16 protein-coding genes, 1 tRNA gene and 2 rRNA genes are annotated in these 18413 nt (G+C 46.2%); 13 read left to right on the top strand and 6 right to left on the bottom strand.

From position 1 onward, the window contains the following. The first annotated feature begins 62 nt into the window (after window positions 1-62). Together G4D54_18080 and G4D54_18075 are read left to right on the top strand one after the other, a co-directional pair. A complete protein-coding gene (locus G4D54_18080) occupies window positions 63-824 on the top strand; it encodes an MBL fold metallo-hydrolase (protein QJA04207.1) in 762 nt (253 codons plus the stop codon). A gap of 13 nt (window positions 825-837) precedes the next feature. Continuing rightward, the gene (locus G4D54_18075) at window positions 838-1500 is read left to right on the top strand and encodes an alpha/beta hydrolase (protein QJA04206.1); all 663 of its coding nucleotides are present in this window, start codon (window positions 838-840) and stop codon (window positions 1498-1500) included. A 205-nt stretch (window positions 1501-1705) separates the two neighbouring features. On the opposite strand, the gene G4D54_18070 is transcribed toward G4D54_18075, so the two are convergent. From G4D54_18070 to G4D54_18060, 3 genes are all read right to left on the bottom strand, one after another. After that, window positions 1706-2731: an aspartate-semialdehyde dehydrogenase gene (locus G4D54_18070; protein QJA04205.1), complete on the bottom strand. Its 1026-nt coding sequence runs from the start codon at window positions 2729-2731 to the stop codon at window positions 1706-1708. Window positions 2732-2796: 65 nt separating this feature from the next. Beyond that, window positions 2797-4107 carry an aspartate kinase gene (locus G4D54_18065; protein QJA04204.1) on the bottom strand — a complete coding sequence of 437 codons (1311 nt, stop codon included), beginning with the start codon at window positions 4105-4107 and terminating at the stop codon, window positions 2797-2799. Window positions 4108-4111: 4 nt separating this feature from the next. Further along, the gene (locus G4D54_18060; GenBank protein QJA04203.1) at window positions 4112-5293 is read right to left on the bottom strand and encodes a homoserine dehydrogenase; all 1182 of its coding nucleotides are present in this window, start codon (window positions 5291-5293) and stop codon (window positions 4112-4114) included. Window positions 5294-5410: 117 nt separating this feature from the next. On the opposite strand from G4D54_18060, the gene G4D54_18055 reads away from it, so the two are divergent. The 8 genes from G4D54_18055 (at window position 5411) to G4D54_18020 (ending at window position 11680) form a co-directional block, all read left to right on the top strand. Beyond that, complete coding sequence (locus G4D54_18055) at window positions 5411-6904, top strand: threonine synthase (protein ID QJA04202.1); 1494 nt, start codon at window positions 5411-5413, stop codon at window positions 6902-6904. Then, window positions 6897-7778: a homoserine kinase gene (locus tag G4D54_18050; protein QJA04201.1), complete on the top strand. Its 882-nt coding sequence runs from the start codon at window positions 6897-6899 to the stop codon at window positions 7776-7778. Before G4D54_18055 ends, G4D54_18050 begins: the two co-directional genes overlap by 8 nt. After that, window positions 7778-8212 (top strand): ACT domain-containing protein, encoded by a 435-nt coding sequence (locus G4D54_18045; protein QJA04200.1) that lies wholly within the window; start codon window positions 7778-7780, stop codon window positions 8210-8212. The genes G4D54_18050 and G4D54_18045 overlap by 1 nt, the downstream gene beginning before the upstream one ends. Before the next feature lie 363 nt (window positions 8213-8575). Beyond that, the gene (locus G4D54_18040) at window positions 8576-9298 is read left to right on the top strand and encodes a TIGR01906 family membrane protein (protein ID QJA04199.1); all 723 of its coding nucleotides are present in this window, start codon (window positions 8576-8578) and stop codon (window positions 9296-9298) included. Continuing rightward, complete coding sequence (gene maf / locus G4D54_18035) at window positions 9291-9860, top strand: septum formation protein Maf (GenBank protein ID QJA04198.1); 570 nt, start codon at window positions 9291-9293, stop codon at window positions 9858-9860. Before G4D54_18040 ends, maf begins: the two co-directional genes overlap by 8 nt. 76 nt (window positions 9861-9936) lie before the next feature. After that, window positions 9937-10010: transfer RNA gene (locus G4D54_18030), tRNA-Thr, on the top strand. A gap of 456 nt (window positions 10011-10466) precedes the next feature. Continuing rightward, window positions 10467-10901, top strand: a complete 435-nt coding sequence (locus tag G4D54_18025; protein ID QJA04197.1) for a thioredoxin fold domain-containing protein — start codon at window positions 10467-10469, stop codon at window positions 10899-10901. Beyond that, the gene (locus G4D54_18020) at window positions 10871-11680 is read left to right on the top strand and encodes an AAC(3) family N-acetyltransferase (GenBank protein ID QJA04196.1); all 810 of its coding nucleotides are present in this window, start codon (window positions 10871-10873) and stop codon (window positions 11678-11680) included. The genes G4D54_18025 and G4D54_18020 overlap by 31 nt, the downstream gene beginning before the upstream one ends. Here G4D54_18020 and G4D54_18015 read toward each other — a convergent pair. The 3 genes from G4D54_18015 to G4D54_18005 form a co-directional block, all read right to left on the bottom strand. Then, a complete protein-coding gene (locus G4D54_18015) occupies window positions 11668-12120 on the bottom strand; it encodes a GAF domain-containing protein (GenBank protein QJA04195.1) in 453 nt (150 codons plus the stop codon). The genes G4D54_18020 and G4D54_18015 overlap by 13 nt on opposite strands. A 198-nt stretch (window positions 12121-12318) precedes the next feature. Continuing rightward, on the bottom strand, window positions 12319-12600 hold the full coding sequence (locus G4D54_18010) for a spore coat protein (GenBank protein ID QJA04194.1): 282 nt from the start codon (window positions 12598-12600) through the stop codon (window positions 12319-12321). A 1-nt stretch (window position 12601) separates the two neighbouring features. After that, window positions 12602-12793, bottom strand: a complete 192-nt coding sequence (locus G4D54_18005) for an oxidoreductase (protein ID QJA04193.1) — start codon at window positions 12791-12793, stop codon at window positions 12602-12604. Between the two features lie 133 nt (window positions 12794-12926). Between G4D54_18005 and G4D54_18000 the strand changes: the two genes are divergently transcribed. The 3 genes from G4D54_18000 to G4D54_17990 all read left to right on the top strand — a co-directional run bounded on the left by G4D54_18000 (window position 12927) and on the right by G4D54_17990 (window position 18397). Then, window positions 12927-13472: a DUF402 domain-containing protein gene (locus G4D54_18000; GenBank protein QJA04192.1), complete on the top strand. Its 546-nt coding sequence runs from the start codon at window positions 12927-12929 to the stop codon at window positions 13470-13472. A 240-nt stretch (window positions 13473-13712) separates the two neighbouring features. Further along, window positions 13713-15265: ribosomal RNA gene (locus G4D54_17995) — 16S ribosomal RNA — on the top strand. A 221-nt stretch (window positions 15266-15486) separates the two neighbouring features. After that, a 23S ribosomal RNA gene (locus G4D54_17990) occupies window positions 15487-18397 on the top strand. Together the 16S and 23S rRNA genes form the textbook arrangement of a ribosomal RNA operon. The last annotated feature ends 16 nt before the right edge of the window (window positions 18398-18413 follow it).

The raw sequence follows: 18413 nt of genomic DNA, 5'->3' as shown, positions 1-18413 counted from the left end.
GCATTCTTGCTTTGCGGCTGATGCTGTAAGTGTTATACTGAATGGGTAGCGGAGGTGTATGTATGAAGGACTGGTTTCAGGTTCAAATGCTGGATGATACAACCTATGTGATTTCAGAGCATAAGCATTATGAAAATACAAATTGTTATCTGCTGCTTGGAAAGCAGAGGGCTTTACTGATTGACAGTGGTCTGGGGGTCGCGGATATTCGTAAAATAACAGATCGGCTGACTGCATTGCCGGTTACTGTAATTGCTACACATGTGCATTGGGACCATATCGGCAGTCATGGCAGCTATATTGATGTACTGGTTCATGAACGGGAGTATTCCTGGCTGAATGGAGAATTTCCACTGCCGCTTAATGTGGTGAAGCAGCAGCTGATGAAAGAGCCCTGTTCTTTTCCAGGTGATTTTCATTTGGACGCCTATACTGTATGGCAGGGAAATGCAGGCATTGTAAGAGATGGGGATATCCTGGATCTTGGCGGTCGTCATATCCGTGTCCTGCATACACCGGGGCATTCTCCTGGACATATGTGCTTTTTTGATCTGGAACGGGAATGGCTGTACTGCGGGGATCTTATCTATAAAGGTGTTCTGTACTGTGATTATCCGTCCACTGATCCACAGGCATATCTGCTGTCGGTACAAAGGCTGCAAAAGCTAGCGCTTCAGCGCCTGCTGCCTGCCCATGATACAATCGAAGTGGGGCCTTCACTGATTCAGGAGACAGCACAGGCATGGGAAAAGTTGCAGGAAAAGGGTCTGCTTCAGCATGGCAGTGGAGAATTTCGATATGAAAATTTCTCCATTCGCCTATAGGAGGAAAAGGAACATGAGAATATTGATGCTGCAGGGATTGTATTGTACATCCAAGCTTTGGAAACAGGCAGCTTCCTGCCTGAAAGAACATGATTTGCTGTTTATGGAGTATTCGCATGAGGTTACAGCACAGGCAGCTCAGGTGATGGATTTGGCTTCCTGGATTGCATCACAGCTTCCCAGGGATATTGATGTTATTATCGGACACAGCATGGGCGGAATCCTTGCCCTGCAGCTGGCACATGATTTTGGTGTGCCGGTGAAATGCGTTATTTGCATAGAGAGCAATTTATGTCCGGCAGAGCCCTTTTATCGTAATCTCGTTATGAAGCAGAGTATGGCAACGCTGGGTGTTAAACTGCAAAAGGAGATGGCAAAGGAAGCCGTATGGTATCAGGACTCACTGGCGAAGCAGCTGCAGGAGCAGTTTGATTACAGTCCACTGACGGATATCACCGTACCGATACACATGATCTATGGAGATCGCGGAATCTGTGAGTATTCCAATCGGATTCAGGATTTGAATCTACATTGGGAAACAGTAAAACGGTTGCAGTTTCATTTTATAAGAAATGCCTGTCACATGCCAATGCTGGAACAATGCGAGGACACATACCGCTGTATAAAAAGCATCCTGTATGCGGCAACGGATAAATCGCAGGTTGATGGCGATTGAATGGCACGTATATTGCAGTGGATACTGCATGCATACCGCTTCGTATATTTACTGCCTGGTAAATACGAAAATGCGAACAGAAGGAAGCCTTACTATAAGAACAAGTACAGGAAGATACCGAACAAAAAAATCTCAAATTCTGTCACAGTGAACGGAATTTGAGATTTTTATTGCAGCTTTACATATCAGTAGGAACAGTTTTCCTTTATTCCTGCTGTTTTTCCTTTTCCTGAATGACAAGCTCAGCAATCTGAACCGCATTGGTAGCGGCCCCTTTGCGAACCTGGTCACCACAGCACCAGAAGCTTAATGCATTCGCATGCCCGCTCATATCCTCACGAATACGACCGACAAACACCAGATCCTGATCGGTGGTATCCAGCGGCATCGGATATACCTGCTCCTGCGGCTCATCCACCAGTCTGACACCCGGTGCCCCCTGCAGCAGCTCCCTTGCCTTTTCTACGCTGATTTCCTTCTCAAACTCTACCATAATAGATTCGGAATGGGAACGAATCACAGGAACGCGTACGCAGGTACAGTTTACGCAAAGCTCAGGATTACTCATAATCTTGCGTCCTTCGTTCTGCATCTTCATTTCCTCGCTGGAATAGCCGGCCTCGTTGAAGCCGCCAATCTGCGGAATGAGATTATAGGCAATCTGATACTGGAAGGTGGAAACTGATACCTCCTTGCCATGTGCCAGCGCACCCACCTGCTGATTGAGCTCACGGATTCCGTTGACGCCTGCACCGCTGACAGCCTGATATGTGGAAACGACCATACGCTTTGCATTTGCATATGCATGCAGCGGCTGTAGCGCAACCAGTGCGATAATCGTTGCACAGTTTGGATTGGCGATGATGCCGTGATGCTCATGTACTGCCTGTGGATTCACCTCCGGAATGATCAGCGGTACCTGCTCATCCAGTCGGAAAGCTGAGCTGTTATCCACAACAACAGCTCCTTTTTCTGCGGCAATCGGCAGATATTTTTCGGCAATATCATTTTCTGCAGCTCCTAAAACGATATCCATGCCGTCGAAGCTGTTTTCTGTCGTTTCCTCAACGGTATACTCCCTACCGGCAATGGTAAGCTTCTTCCCTGCACTTCTTGCACTTGCCAAAAGATGCAGCTCACAGATTGGGAAGCTGCGCTCCATTAAAATCTTTATCATTTCCTGACCTACAGCACCGGTGGCACCGAGTATTGCGACCTTGTATGTTTTCATTTCACTCTCTCCTCATATTCTATCTATATGTTCTGTATGCGCGAATTGTGAAGCATGCGGTGTGTCTAAACAACAAAGTTGTTGTAAATGGTTTCCACTGTTTTTTCGTAATCCTTGTTTTCCACACCGACGATAATATTCATTTCGTCCGTTCCCTGCGCAATCATGCGAATATTGATATTATTCTTTCCCAGCACAGCAAACAGCTTCCCGCTGATACCCGGACGATACATCATCTGACGGCCAACCGTGGCAATCAGGGAAATATTATCAATGATTTTGATTTCATCGGCATTGCAGGCCTTCTTCATATCGCCCACCATATCGTAAATGATATCCTTCACATCCTCGGAATTGACAACGATGCTGAAGGAATCGATCCCGCTTGGAATATGCTCGATGCTGATCCGGTAATTCTCACAGATTTCCAGCGCCCGGCGGATAATGCCAACTTCATCCGACATGTGGTTTTTATAAATGGCAATAACGGTGAAATTCTTCTTCCCTGCGATACCGGTAATCATCTGCTCGCTTGGATGATCATCTTTCTCCACGATGATGGTACCACCCTCCTCCGGATGATTGGTATTCAGGATATTGATCGGGATGTTTTTTTCCTTTACCGGAAAAATTGCCTCCTCATGCAGAACACTTGCCCCCATATAGGAAAGCTCACGCAGCTCGGAGTAGGTGATGGTGTTGATGCGTTTTGGATGGTGGACAATTCTCGGGTCAGCCATCAGTATGCCGGAAACATCTGTCCAGTTCTCGTACATATCCGCATTTAGAATATCCGCCAGAATTGAACCCGTTATATCACTTCCACCACGTGACATTGTACGCACGGTGCCATCCGGCAGTGCGCCATAGAAGCCGGGAATGACAAAACGGTCCAGCTTCTTCATTGTATTATCCATTCGGTACTTTGTCGCATCAAAATCAATTTTCCCATCATAACGGAAGGTGATGATATCCTTTGCATCCACAAATGGAAAGCCAAGATACTCCGCCATCAGCTTAGCGGTCAGATATTCTCCTCGTGAAACCAGATAATCCGTGGACATTGTCTTATTCAGCTGACCTTTCAGCTTTGCGAGGTCCTCCTCAATCGGATAGCTCAGTCCAAGATCATTCTTAATGGATATAAAGCGCTCCTCTATCAGATGAAACAGGGATAAATGATCGACGCTGTATTTTAAATGGGCCTCAATCAGATACAGCAGATCGGTCACCTTATTATCCTTCTTATGCTCACGTCCGGATGCACTGACAACGACAAAGCGCCGGGCCGGATCGCTTTCAATGATATGCTTAACCTTGCGGAACTGCTGTGCATTCGCAACCGACGAACCGCCAAACTTTGTTATTTTCATCATACTGCTAGTCATCCTCCCTTTCATAGATGCTGGCCATAAAGGCATGGACATCTGTCTTTAGCATCCGCTCCATCACCTGATGCATTTCATATACCTCAGCCTTCTGAATATGCAGATACTCCTGCCCTTCAAAGGATTTCACCTCATAGCTGAAATCCTGCAGCTCATCACGTGCCGCCTCATCTGCACGCAGGATGTAATCACGCAGACACAGTGTCTCATCATAGCTCATCGTATTGGTGAAGGAAGGATCCATGTGACAAACGCCTTCATTGAGGTCGATCAGATCCTGTACAATGGCGTTGGCAGTCGGAAGCTTTCCGGCACCCTGACCGAAAAACTTCAAATCTCCAATGGTTTTCCCATGCAGCGTAATCAGATTGTAATTGTCCTGTGTATTGCTTTCCAGAGAACCGGCTTCAAACAGCACCGGCTCAACAACACAGCCATAACGGTTTGCGTTGCGCCGGGTTTTGGCAATCAGACGTACAGCATAGCCTAAAGATGAAAAATACGACACGTCCTGCTTCGTGATATTGCGGATGCCGAATACCGGGAAGGTATCCGGTACATGGTAGTCATAAGCAAGACTGGCAGAAATACGCAGCTTGTTGCAAATATCATAGCCGTCGATATCAGCGCTTGGGTCTGCCTCCGCATAGCCCAGCTCCTGCGCTTCCTTCAGAATATCCTCAAAGGATGCATGGTAGCGCTGCATGTGATCCAGAATATAATTGCTGGTACCATTGAAAATACCGTGGATGCGGTCAACCTCATCGATTCGCATCGCCTTTGCCAGTCCTTCGATCCAGGGAATTCCACCTCCGGTGCTTGCTTCATAGTAAATGCGGACATTGTGCTCTCTTGCGACATCTGTGAACTCCTTCAGATAAGCTGCGATTACCGCTTTGTTGGCTGTAACGACATGCTTGCCGCTTTTCAATGCCTGCAGAATATACGTATGGGCAGGCTCAAGACCACCCATCGTTTCCACGATGATATCCACAGAAGTATCCTGTAAAATCGTCCGGATATCATCACACATATAAGGAAGTGTTTTCGCTTTTCCTTTACGAATCAGTATATAGGATACGTGCAACTGTTTGGTGCTTTTTGTTACCGCGTGATCAATAATTTCCTTTACTCCCGAGCCAACGGTTCCATAACCGAGTATTGCTATATTCATATAATTCCTCCTCAATAAATTTTTGTGTCTTTGTTTCAAAAACACTTGTTTTTTTATTGCGAACATTGTATCATAGTAAAAAAAGAATTGCAAGACGAAAAAAAAGGAGATTGGAACATGGAGAAAATATATACAAGTACGAGAAACAAAGCGCTGGCGCGCACACCCAAGGAAGCGGTCGTAAAGGGCATTGCAGAGGATGGCGGCCTGTTTGTCTATGATGCGCTGGATACGCTGCGTCTGCCGCTGCAGGATATGATGCAGATGACCTATGAGCAGATGGCGGAAACTGTTCTGCAGCTGCTGTTACCGGATTTTACCGAGGAAGAAGTAAAGGACTGTGTGGAAAATGCCTATAAGGGCAAATTCAGAGATGAACACATCACGCCGCTTCATAAGGCGGGGAACACCAATATTCTGGAGCTGTTTCATGGTCCTACCTGCGCCTTTAAGGATGTGGGGCTGCGCATGCTTCCGCAGCTGATGAGCAAATCCCTGCAGCAGCAACCCGATGAACATGTCATGATTTTAACCGCAACCAGCGGTGACACCGGTAAGGCTGCCCTTGAGGGCTTTTTGGATGTACCGCGTACCGGAATCACGGTCTTCTATCCGGATGAGGGTGTATCCAATATTCAGCGTCTGCAGATGGTAACCACCAAGGGAAGCAATACCTGTGTCTGTGCCATCAGGGGTAACTTCGATGATGCCCAGTCCAATGTGAAGCGGATCTTTCAGAATGCACAGCTGTCTGCACGGCTGAAGGAAAAGGGTATCACCTTATCCAGCGCGAACTCCATCAATATCGGTAGACTGATTCCGCAGGTTGTATATTATGTGTATGCATATAAGGATATGGTACGGACAAAGGAAATCACATTCGGTGAAAAAGTGGATTTCTGTGTGCCGACAGGAAACTATGGGAATGTGCTTGCCGGTTACTATGCCAAGCTGATGGGCTTGCCGGTAAACAAATTTATCGTGGCATCCAATTCCAATAATGTGCTCTTTGACTTTTTAAAGGACGGTGTCTATGATCGAAACCGTCCGTTCTATAAAACCATCTCTCCGAGTATGGATATTCTGATTTCCAGCAACCTGGAACGGCTGCTTTACTACAAGAGTGGCAAGGATGCTGACTATATCGCACAGCTGATGAACGAGCTGGAAGCAACAGGACGCTATCAGGTGCGTGAGGATATTTTCACCTCTGTCCGTGAGGATTTTGCGGGCGGCTATTGTGATGATGAGGCATGTGCACAGAGTATGCGTGAATTTTATGAACAGAGCGGTTATGTTATGGATCCGCATACGGCTATTGCCTACAAGGTGATGAAGGACTATGAAAAAGAGGATTCCATGCATAAATGTGTATTGCTTTCCACAGCCAGTCCATATAAATTTGCACCTGCTGTTTACGAGGCTTTGTTTAATGAGACAATCCCGGATGAGTTTGCCTGTATGGAAATGCTGCAGCAGAAAAGCGGTTCTGCAATGCCGAAGCCGCTGGCAGAGCTTGCGAAAATGGACATTTTGCACAGCCACCTGATAGATAAGAATGATATGTCTTCCTTTGTGGAAACCATCGGAGAGGAAATATTCCATGATTAAGGTACGTGTTCCGGCAACAAGTGCGAATCTGGGAGTCGGCTATGACTGTCTTGGTCTTGCGCTTGACGACTTTGCGACAGTGACTTTTGAGGTGATTGCAGAGGGCTTGGAAATTGCGGGCTGTGAAGAAGCCTACTGCAATGAAGAGAATCTGTTTTATCAGGCATTTGTAAAGGGGCTTCAGTATATGGGGGAAAGCGTATCGGGAATCCGCATCACAGTGGATACCGATATACCCTATGCCAGAGGACTTGGCAGCAGCGCAACCTGTATCGTCGCAGGACTTGCCGGAGCGAATGCCCTGTTTCATAACCGCATGAACCGCTATGAGCTCTTTGATCTGGCAACACAGATGGAGGGACATCCGGATAATATTGCTCCGGCCATCTTTGGCGGTCTGTGTGTTTCCTTCATGGAAGACGGGAAGCCGAATATGATTCGTTACGGTGTAAAACGCGATTTGCTGTTTGTGACAATGATTCCCGATTATGAGGTTAGCACCAAAGCGGCACGGGAGGTTTTACCGGATACCATGAGGTATCGGGACGCTGTCTATCAGATGGGGCGCTGTGCGGCATTGGCAAAGGCGATGGAAATCGGGAATGCCATGATTATGGGAAAAGCCTGCACAGATCAGATGCAGGAGCCCTACCGCAAGAAATTGATTATGGAATATGAGGATGTCCGCAGTCTGTGCAGGGAAACGGATATGATTACCATGTATATATCCGGAAGCGGATCGACGATGATTGCTCTGACACAGGAGGAAGCCGCAGCCCGTGTGCTTGTTGAAAAAATAAAGAATCAGTATCCATCCTGGGATGCTCGTATTCTGCGTGCGACCTATGACGGTGTGCAAAGCGAGGTATGCTGATGGAGAAATACTATATTGTAGACAGTACGATTCTGCCGGATGTGCTGGACAAGGTCATTGAAGCGCGCTCCTTGCTGCAAAACGGTGAGGTAAAGCAGGTGAGCGAGGCTGTCAAGCGTGTCGGAATCAGCCGCGGAACATATTATAAATATAAGGACTATGTCTTTCTTCCAGCTCAGGGGATGAGTGAGCGAAAGGCTGTGATATCTCTTATGCTGCATCATGATAAAGGAATTTTGTCAGAGGTACTGAACACGATGTCGAGCGTCAATGCCAATATTTTAACCATCAATCAGAATATTCCGATACATGAGTGGGCATCGGTGGTACTATCCTTTGATTTATGCGAAATGGCGGTATCCATCGATGAACTACTGGAGCGTCTGCGCAGCTGCCGCGGTGTGAGCAATCTGCGCCTGATTGCAGTAGAATAACGGTGAGCGGAATGTGCGGATAATAATCATTGCACAGGATTATCAGAAAGCGGGGAATCCCGCTTTTTCCATGCTGACGCTTTTGTCGCATTTGAATTGGTGTTCCGAATCAGGAGCTGTGGTTATTTTCCTGAATCTATATTGTATGTACATGCTCAGATAAGAGGAAAAACAAAACCATCCTATGACAATAGACTCGTACTTTAAGGGTTATTCCTCATGGTTTTCTTTCTGTATGGAGAATTGCTCAATGAACAGTAGCGGGCTTTGCTTTGTAAATGTCTGATTTTAAAAAAGGTGATTTTCTTTTTTTCTGAAATATGGTACGATATAAAAAGCCATTTAATATATAAGGAGTATCCTATGAAACAGCTGTTAGAAAAACTAACGACATTGGCGGCATATACTGCTGCTGTCTGCACAATCGTGATTTTACTGGTTACGAGTATAAACATAAATTGCTTCAATAAGGGTTTTTATAAAACGGAATATGCATCACTGGAAACTGCACAGTCTTTAGGGATGACGGAGAAGGATCTCAACAAGGCAACGGATGCACTGCTGGATTATCTGCAGGACCGCCGGGACAATATTGATGTCACCGTAGCGGTTAGGGGGACGGAAACCAAGGCTTTCAATGCGAGAGAATCCTCCCATATGGTGGATGTGCGCAATCTGTATCGATTTGCCATGGTGCTGAGAAATGTAGCGATTATTCTGCTTGTGCTCTCTCTGGTGTACATGGCAGTTCGTCTGAAAAGTGGAATGCTGACAATTTTCAGCATCAATTATATGAAAACAGCAATTTTGGCAGCGGTGTTCTTCGCCATGCTGGCAGGCTGGGCATATGTTGACTTCGATGCATTCTGGACAACCTTTCACAAGCTGGCATTTCGCAATGATTTATGGCTGCTGAATCCGGCTACCGATTTGATGATCAATCTGTTTCCATCACAATTCTTTTCCTCGATGGTTTTCCGGATTGTGGGAATGTTTGCGACCGGATTTATCGGATTGTTCGTGTTCTGCTATCTTTTTCTGAGACATCAGCTTCACAAGCTTCACGGAGAACTGCATCATGACTAGACGTCTGATTCTGGCAAGCGCATCTCCCAGAAGACAGGAGCTGTTACAAGACCTATCGTATCCCTTTGATATTGTTGCTGCGAATTGTGAGGAATATTTTGACCGTTCCCTGCCGATTGCTTCTGCGATCGAACAGATAGCCAGACAGAAGGCACTTACCGTATGGGAACAGCACCCAGAGGCTGTTGTTCTTGGTGCGGATACGATGGTGTGCTTCAAAGATCAGATGATGGGCAAGCCGGAGAATCGGGAGGATGCCTATCGTATGTTGAAGCAGCTAAGCGGTAAAACTCATACGGTTGTCAGCGGTGTGGCTATTGTTTGGAAAGGAAAAGCTGAGCTTTTTCATGAAAAAACAAGTGTGACCTTCTATGAGCTTGAGGAAGAACTGCTTGAGCGATATCTTGACAGCGGTGAGCCATATGATAAAGCTGGAGCCTATGGAATTCAGGGAATGGGGAAGCTGTTTGTGCGAGAACTTCATGGAGATTATTTCAATGTTATGGGGCTGCCGATTGCTGCAGTTTACCGTCACCTGAAAGCGTATCTGGAAAAAAACTAAAAAATTTTGTTTTATGGTTGAAAAAATCGGCAATGCCTATTATAATATAATAGCTTTCCAATCATAAAGCATAGCTGCCGGTATAGTATAGTGGTAATACAGAGCAATGGTAATGCTCAGCGCTCAGTTCAATTCTGGGTACCGGCACCATAAAGTAAGTTAAGCCTTTAAATAAAGGCTTTTTTAATACCATGAGATTAAAAGGACGAAAGAAAAGACGAAAAAAGTGCTTAACTTTGTGTTGATCCAGTCCCCTGTGGTATTCCAGAGGTGATCTAGGGATTTCCACTGTATGGATTTCGGTAGGATATTTCATGAAAAAAATGACTATATTTCATAAATAGTTTATAGGTCAATGCCTTCATATGGGAGCCTCACATATGATCGGGCAATGTTACCGGCCGAAAGCTGCTGTATAAATAACAGCTTGAGCAAATGATTATTTTCATCCTTCATTGTATGCTATACTTCAAATAGTCATTCTGCGTATTCATTTCCCCACCAAAAACGATCGCAGGATGACTTTTTCTGTGGATTACTGAAAAAAATAGCAGAGAATGCATATTCTGTGGTAAAATAAAACCAGAAAGCGAGGTGTAGCTGTTCATGAAGAAAGTACTGCTCTGTCTGTTTTGCATGATGTTTTTACTGCAGGGATGTGGTAATGATCATGAGGGAGAACCGATTGAACTGACTCCTCAGGAAGTTTTAGTCAGACTGCAGGATCCGAAAAAGAATTCCTTCATGCTGTATATCACCTCGGATAACTGCTATTCCTGTGATGAGTATGAAAAAGTGATACAGGAGATAGAAGAAGAAACACCGTTTGAAATCTATTATCTCAAGATGGATACCAACGAAGAAGATACGGACATCAAGCAGGCTGTTGAAGAACTGCAAATAACGACAGGAAAAATTCAAAGCCTGCCGTCAACCTTTTACTTTTATCAGGGAAGTCTGCTGCCTGAAAATAGCAAAGAAGGTTATCTGGAAAAGAAGGACTTGTTAAAATGGCTGAACGATCTGTATTTACTACATTAAATCAGGATACTGCGACGGTTTCTTCAAAAGAGGAAATTGTACAGCAGCTCACGTCACTGGGGATACAGAAGGGAATGGTACTTCTGGTTCAGGCAGACCTGCAGAGACTGGGCTATTTAATTGGCGGTGAGCAGGCGCTGATAGAAGCACTGATCGATGCCGTCGGCTATGAGGGTACACTGGTCATGCCAACCTTTACTCCTCAGCTGCTTGATCCATCCTGCCAGAAAAAAACGGTGGAACGTGTTTACTGGGATGATGTGCGTGCGTCTTCTTTTCCGTTTGATCGAAAACTGAGTGCGCCCCAGGATGCGCTTGCACTACAGTTTCTTCGCAATGAAGGAGTTGTGCGTTCCTATCATCCATTGTACAGCTTTGCGGCATGGGGCAAATATGCGAAGCTGATTTGTGATCGTCACCCTTTGCATTTTGGACTCAGTAAGGATTCTCCACTTGGTAAAATTGTGGAGTTCAATGGATATACCATTCTGCTCGGCTGTGAATATGAAAGCTGTAGCATGTTTCATCTTGCCCGCTATTCGGGAGATCAGCTTCCCATCCGTCTGGTAAGTGCTCCTATAGAAAATAATAAACAGACCATATGGAAGGATATGCTTGATCTGGATTATCATACAAAAAACTTCTCCGAAATCGGAGAAGCAATGGAAGAGCGGAGCGTTGTGAAAACCTCTTACATTGGGAACGGACGCTGCCGCATGTTCTCTGCCAGAGAAGCTATTACGCTAGCCACAGCCTATTTCCATATTCACAGAGACTGAAGCAATATTGCTACAGCCTGCTCCAGATAATGCTGATCTATAGTATCAAATCTGGCTAGGATAGGTGAATCTACATCCAAAACACCCAGCAGGGTGTTTTCTTTTATCAAGGGTATCACGATTTCTGAGTTGCTTGCACTATCACAGGCAATATGGCTGGGGAAGGTGTGTACATTTTCTACCAGCTGTGTACAGCGTTGCAGCGCGCAGGTTCCGCAAACCCCTTTGCCTGACGGGATATGCATACAGGCAACCTTGCCTTGAAACGGACCGAGAACAAGATCGTTATTTTTCATAAGATAAAATCCCGCCCAATTCAAATCCGGAAGCTCATGGAATAATAATGCTGCCATATTTGCCATGTTAGCAATCATATCATGCTCTCCCTCCAGCAAGGCTTGCAGCTGCTGCAGAATCAATTCATACTTTTTCTCTTTCATAATCCGACCTCTCTTAATATATAAGATATCGTATCATGAAATTATAAAAAGAAAAAGCAGTTATCTATGGAAACTCATACCGCTTCAAGTAACAGGCATAAATAAAAAAAGAAGAAATAAATTTCCATGCAAGAAATTATTTCTTCCTCCTATATTTACAGCTTTATCAATTACGCGTGATTGAGTGAATAATTCCTATTAGGATAACTCACTTTCACTTTTTGAAAACTTCGTATAAGCCTTGGAAATGTTTTTTGCTGAATCCGCAGTCATTTTATACCAGCCCTGAGCTGTCATCATATTGAAGACATCTCTTTGCAGAGTGGATACACAGGTATAAACCTCATCGATTTTTGTAAACAGCTCATCATTGCTTGCTTCCTGTGTAAAGGTATTTAATTCAGCCTTCATATGCTTTAATGTAACAAGCAGGTTGGTAGCGATATCCTTATCGCCATAGCTCTTTGATTTATCAGCCATGTTATTTTGCCTCACTTTCCAGGATAGCCAGTAATGTCTGGTAGTGCTCCTTCAATTTTTCCTGTACGTTCTCAAAACAGGTTTTAACATCTTCACTTTGAATCATTGTGATATCATTGGCAACACGCTTATTCAAAACAAGCGTCTGATCCAGAATATCTTCCATATACAATACGTCTTTTGGTGTCAGCATAGTGTTCACTCGTATGACTCTATGTATCAGTCATACATCTCCTTTCATACAATAGTATGGTAGGAAAATTACACTTGTATGCATTTGCTTTCAAGGTTTTATCTGCTATAATAGATACTCACAGGAGGACGTCATGGAAATACAAGAAAGAGAATATGTATATATCCAGAGCTATAAGCATGATGGGAGTCTTCACAGAACCTGGGCAAAGGGTTATGTTATCGAAGCGAATGAACGGCGTATTGTTGCAGTAACCAATAAAACACTTGTCAGTGAATCGGACGGACGCAAGTGGGTGACCAGAGAACCGGCAATCTGCTTCTTTTATCCGGATAAGTGGTACAATGTCATCTGCATGATTCGAAAATCGGGTATCCATTATTACTGCAATCTGGCATCCCCATCCCTTTATGACGGAGAAGCAATAAAGAATATTGATTATGATCTGGATGTCAAGGTTTCACCAACAGGGAAAACTACGCTGCTGGATGAGGATGAATATCAGGAGCATTCTGCGGAAATGGGGTATAGCCAAAAGCTGGATAAAGCAATTCATCATGGATTGGATCGTCTGATGGTGGATATCCGTCTGCAAAATTCACCATTTGAGCATCGGGAAATATCGGCATTGTATGATAAATACCTGCGCTATATGGATGAGGATAAAAGAATGAAATAAGGCTTCTATGCGGTATATGAAAGAAATATGATAAAAAAGTTAAAAAAATAAAAAAAGCTGTTGACACACAGGGATATGTGTTGTATTATATACGAGCGCTGATGAGTACAGCGGCAAACGAAATAGAAATTTCGGTCTTTGAAAACTGAACAGGAAACGTCAATTATTTGAGAAACAATATTCTCGGAATAACGATAACTAAAATGAAATTCAAACGCAAGTCATGCGTTAGAGCTAAATCAAATGGAGAGTTTGATCCTGGCTCAGGATGAACGCTGGCGGCATGCCTAATACATGCAAGTCGAACGAAGTCTTCAGGAAGCTTGCTTCCAAAAAGACTTAGTGGCGAACGGGTGAGTAACACGTAGGTAACCTGCCCATGTGTCCGGGATAACTGCTGGAAACGGTAGCTAAAACCGGATAGGTATACGGAGCGCATGCTCTGTATATTAAAGCGCCCTTCAAGGCGTGAACATGGATGGACCTGCGACGCATTAGCTAGTTGGTGAGGTAACGGCCCACCAAGGCGATGATGCGTAGCCGGCCTGAGAGGGTAAACGGCCACATTGGGACTGAGACACGGCCCAAACTCCTACGGGAGGCAGCAGTAGGGAATTTTCGTCAATGGGGGAAACCCTGAACGAGCAATGCCGCGTGAGTGAAGAAGGTCTTCGGATCGTAAAGCTCTGTTGTAAGTGAAGAACGGCTCATAGAGGAAATGCTATGGGAGTGACGGTAGCTTACCAGAAAGCCACGGCTAACTACGTGCCAGCAGCCGCGGTAATACGTAGGTGGCAAGCGTTATCCGGAATCATTGGGCGTAAAGGGTGCGTAGGTGGCGTACTAAGTCTGTAGTAAAAGGCAATGGCTCAACCATTGTAAGCTATGGAAACTGGTATGCTGGAGTGCAGAAGAGGGCGATGGAATTCCATGTGTAGCGGTAAAATGCGTAGATATATGGAGGAACACCAGTGGCGAAGGCGGTCGCCTGGTCTGTAACTGACACTGAGGCACGAAAGCGTGGGGAGCAAATAGGATTAGATACCCTAGTAGTCCACGCCGTAAACGATGAGAACTAAGTGTTGGAGAAATTCAGTGCTGCAGTTAACGCAATAAGTTCTCCGCCTGGGGAGTATGCACGCAAGTGTGAAACTCAAAGGAATTGACGGGGGCCCGCACAAGCGGTGGAGTATGTGGTTTAATTCGAAGCAACGCGAAGAACCTTACCAGGCCTTGACATGGAAACAAATACCCTAGAGATAGGGGGGGATAATTATGGATCACACAGGTGGTGCATGGTTGTCGTCAGCTCGTGTCGTGAGATGTTGGGTTAAGTCCCGCAACGAGCGCAACCCTTGTCGCATGTTACCAGCATCAAGTTGGGGGACTCATGCGAGACTGCCGGTGACAAACCGGAGGAAGGTGGGGATGACGTCAAATCATCATGCCCCTTATGGCCTGGGCTACACACGTACTACAATGGCGACCACAAAGAGCAGCGACTTGGTGACAAGAAGCGAATCTCATAAAGATCGTCTCAGTTCGGATTGAAGTCTGCAACTCGACTTCATGAAGTCGGAATCGCTAGTAATCGCAGATCAGCATGCTGCGGTGAATACGTTCTCGGGCCTTGTACACACCGCCCGTCAAACCATGGGAGTCAGTAATACCCGAAGCCGGTGGCATAACCGTAAGGGAGTGAGCCGTCGAAGGTAGGACCGATGACTGGGGTTAAGTCGTAACAAGGTATCCCTACGGGAACGTGGGGATGGATCACCTCCTTTCTAAGGAGAAAGTACAAAAGAAGAGTTATCGAACATTTCCTGTTCAGTTTTGGAAGACTGATCTTCCAAACGAAAAAAGAAGTCGATCTTTGAAAACTGAATAACAGAAGACATATGAAGGTCTATAACGAAAGTTGTAAACAAACATAGATATTCACGAGTAGAAAGTTAAACAAAACAGAAAAACTCAAGCAAAAACCTAAGCAAAGAAATGAACGCTTTGAACTTAATGTGATTAAGTGAATAAGGGCGTACGGTGGATGCCTAGGCACTTGGAACTGAAGAAGGACGCAACAAACGGCGAAACGCGACGGGGAGTGGTACGTACACAAAGATCCGTCGATATCCGAATGGGGAAACCCGGCAGCAGTAATGAGCTGTCACCCATGAGTGAATACATAGCTCATGAGGGAGGTACCCGGAGAACTGAAACATCTAAGTATCCGGAGGAAAAGAAAATAAGAATGATTCCGTAAGTAGCGGCGAGCGAACGCGGAGGAGCCCAAACCAGATCTTGATCTGGGGGTTGTAGGACCACGAGATGGCAAGAGCAAGGCTAAGAGAACGGCATTGAAAGGCCGACCGGAGAGGGTGCAAGTCCCGTAACTGAAAGCGATGTGAAGCCTAGTGGTATCCTGAGTACGGCGAGACACGAGAAATCTTGTCGGAAGCAGGCGGGACCATCCGTCAAGGCTAAATATACCCAAGTGACCGATAGTGAACCAGTACCGTGAGGGAAAGGTGAAAAGAACCGCGGGAGCGGAGTGAAATAGAACCTGAAACCGTATGCTTACAAGAAGTCAGAGCCCGTTAAAGGGTGATGGCGTGCCTTTTGTAGAATGAACCGGCGAGTTACGTTATCGTGCGAGGTTAAGTAGAAGATACGGAGCCGAAGCGAAAGCGAGTCTTAATAGGGCGACAGTACGATGATGTAGACCCGAAACCGTGTGATCTAGCCATGACCAGGTTGAAGTTCAGGTGAAACTGAATGGAGGACCGAACCGACCCCCGTTGAAAAGTTGGCGGATGAGTTGTGGCTAGGGGAGAAATTCCAATCGAACACGGATATAGCTGGTTCTCCCCGAAATAGCTTTAGGGCTAGCGTCGAGGTAGAGTCGCATGGAGGTAGAGCACTGAATGTACGATGGCCCCATCCCGGGGTACTGAGTATAATCAAACTCCGAATGCCATGGTGACATACTCGGCAGTCAGACTGTGGGTGATAAGGTCCATGGTCAAAAGGGAAACAGCCCAGACCGCCAGTTAAGGTCCCAAAATGTATGCTAAGTGGAAAAGGATGTGGGGATGCACAGACAACTAGGAGGTTGGCTCAGAAGCAGCCATCCTTCAAAGAGTGCGTAACAGCTCACTAGTCGAGTGACCCTGCGCCGAAAATGTACCGGGGCTAAGCATACTACCGAAGCTGCGGATTTGCAGTAATGCAAGTGGTAGGGGAGCGTTGCATGCACGTAGAAGCCGTACCGTAAGGAGCAGTGGAGAGCATGGAAGAGAGAATGCCGGTGTGAGTAGCGAGATGTAGGTGAGAATCCTACACACCGATAGCCCAAGGATTCCAGGGGAAGGTTCGTCCGCCCTGGGTAAGTCGGGACCTAACGCGAGGCCGAAAGGCGTAGTGGATGGAAAACAGGCAGATATTCCTGTACCCGCGATGGAAATGAAGGAATGACGGAGAAGGCTAGTGTGAGCCACTTAATGGATTGTGGTCGAAGCATATAGCAGGCTGACAGTGAAATGCGTCAGCGGGATGTAAGATGTGATAGGTAAGGGAACGTCCTCGGACAAGTACTGAAGCACATGATGCCAGCTTCCAAGAAAAGTTTCTAGTAATGATTCCATAGCGGCCCGTACCAAAACCGACACAGGTGGGCAAGGAGAGAATCCTGAGGTGAGCGAGAGAACTGTTGCCAAGGAACTCGGCAAAATGACTCCGTAAGTTAGCGATAAGGAGTGCTCTTGTAAAAGAGAGCCGCAGTGAAGAGGCTCAAGCGACTGTTTAACTAAAACACAGCTCTCTGCAAAGTCGCAAGACGAAGTATAGGGGGTGACGCCTGCCCGGTGCTGGAAGGTTAAGAGGATTTGTCATCCGCAAGGAGAAGCAATGAATTGAAGCCCCAGTGAACGGCGGCCGTAACTATAACGGTCCTAAGGTAGCGAAATTCCTTGTCAGGTAAGTTCTGACCCGCACGAAAGGCGTAACGATTTGGGCGCTGTCTCGGCAGCAGACTCGGTGAAATCTTAGTACCTGTGAAAATGCAGGTTACCCGCAACTAGACGGAAAGACCCCCATGGAGCTTTACTGTAGCCTGATATTGAATTTTGATCAAAGATGTACAGGATAGGTGGGAGGCTGTGAGACGTGTACGCCAGTATACGAGGAGCCGCTGTTGGGATACCACTCTTGTTTGATTGAAGTTCTAACCTGCACCCATGAACTGGGTGAGGGACCGTGTCAGGTGGGCAGTTTGACTGGGGCGGTCGCCTCCTAAAGAGTAACGGAGGCGCCCAAAGGTACGCTCAGATTGGATGGAAATCAATCGACGAGTGCAAATGCAGAAGCGTGCTTGACTGTGAGACAAACAAGTCGAACAGGGACGAAAGTCGGGATTAGTGATCCGGCGGTGCCGAATGGAAGGGCCGTCGCTCAACGGATAAAAGCTACCCTGGGGATAACAGGCTGATCTCGCCCAAGAGTTCACATCGACGGCGAGGTTTGGCACCTCGATGTCGGCTCATCGCATCCTGGAGCTGAATTCGGTTCCAAGGGTTGGGCTGTCCGCCCATTAAAGCGGTACGCGAGCTGGGTTCAGAACGTCGTGAGACAGTTCGGTCCCTATCTGTTGTGGGCGTTGGAGATCTGAGGAGAGCTGTCCTTAGTACGAGAGGACCGGGATGGACCTACCGCTGGTGCACCAGTTGTTCCGCCAGGAGCATAGCTGGGTAGCTAAGTAGGGAAGGGATAAGCGCTGAAAGCATCTAAGCGCGAAGCCTACTCCAAGATGAGATCTCCCATTCGTAGAACGAAGTAAGACCCCTTGAAGACGACGAGGTGGATAGGTCAGAGATGGAAGTGTAGCGATACATGGAGTTGACTGATACTAATAGGTCGAGGACTTAATCACACGTACCAAGTGGTACA

Origin of the sequence: [Clostridium] innocuum (assembly GCA_012317185.1) — a bacterium.
Taxonomy (GTDB): Bacteria; Bacillota_I; Bacilli_A; order Erysipelotrichales; family Erysipelotrichaceae; genus Clostridium_AQ; species Clostridium_AQ innocuum.
The sequence above is the reverse complement of the archived record's forward strand: the minus strand, read 5'-3'. Positions and strand labels throughout refer to the sequence as shown.

What these genes read in the sequence shown, in the direction of transcription:
- G4D54_18080 (QJA04207.1), top strand. Translation starts at nt 63, where the DNA reads ATGAAGGACTGGTTTCAGGTTCAAATGCTGGATGATACAACCTATGTG.
- G4D54_18055 (QJA04202.1), top strand. Translation starts at nt 5,411, where the DNA reads ATGGAGAAAATATATACAAGTACGAGAAACAAAGCGCTGGCGCGCACA.
- G4D54_18060 (QJA04203.1), bottom strand. Translation starts at nt 5,293, where the DNA reads ATGAATATAGCAATACTCGGTTATGGAACCGTTGGCTCGGGAGTAAAG.
- G4D54_18025 (QJA04197.1), top strand. Translation starts at nt 10,467, where the DNA reads ATGAAGAAAGTACTGCTCTGTCTGTTTTGCATGATGTTTTTACTGCAG.
- G4D54_18015 (QJA04195.1), bottom strand. Translation starts at nt 12,120, where the DNA reads ATGAAAGAGAAAAAGTATGAATTGATTCTGCAGCAGCTGCAAGCCTTG.
- G4D54_18050 (QJA04201.1), top strand. Translation starts at nt 6,897, where the DNA reads ATGATTAAGGTACGTGTTCCGGCAACAAGTGCGAATCTGGGAGTCGGC.
- G4D54_18010 (QJA04194.1), bottom strand. Translation starts at nt 12,600, where the DNA reads ATGGCTGATAAATCAAAGAGCTATGGCGATAAGGATATCGCTACCAAC.
- G4D54_18000 (QJA04192.1), top strand. Translation starts at nt 12,927, where the DNA reads ATGGAAATACAAGAAAGAGAATATGTATATATCCAGAGCTATAAGCAT.
- G4D54_18075 (QJA04206.1), top strand. Translation starts at nt 838, where the DNA reads ATGAGAATATTGATGCTGCAGGGATTGTATTGTACATCCAAGCTTTGG.
- G4D54_18070 (QJA04205.1), bottom strand. Translation starts at nt 2,731, where the DNA reads ATGAAAACATACAAGGTCGCAATACTCGGTGCCACCGGTGCTGTAGGT.
- G4D54_18065 (QJA04204.1), bottom strand. Translation starts at nt 4,107, where the DNA reads ATGATGAAAATAACAAAGTTTGGCGGTTCGTCGGTTGCGAATGCACAG.
- G4D54_18005 (QJA04193.1), bottom strand. Translation starts at nt 12,793, where the DNA reads ATGCTGACACCAAAAGACGTATTGTATATGGAAGATATTCTGGATCAG.
- maf (QJA04198.1), top strand. Translation starts at nt 9,291, where the DNA reads ATGACTAGACGTCTGATTCTGGCAAGCGCATCTCCCAGAAGACAGGAG.
- G4D54_18040 (QJA04199.1), top strand. Translation starts at nt 8,576, where the DNA reads ATGAAACAGCTGTTAGAAAAACTAACGACATTGGCGGCATATACTGCT.
- G4D54_18020 (QJA04196.1), top strand. Translation starts at nt 10,871, where the DNA reads ATGGCTGAACGATCTGTATTTACTACATTAAATCAGGATACTGCGACG.
- G4D54_18045 (QJA04200.1), top strand. Translation starts at nt 7,778, where the DNA reads ATGGAGAAATACTATATTGTAGACAGTACGATTCTGCCGGATGTGCTG.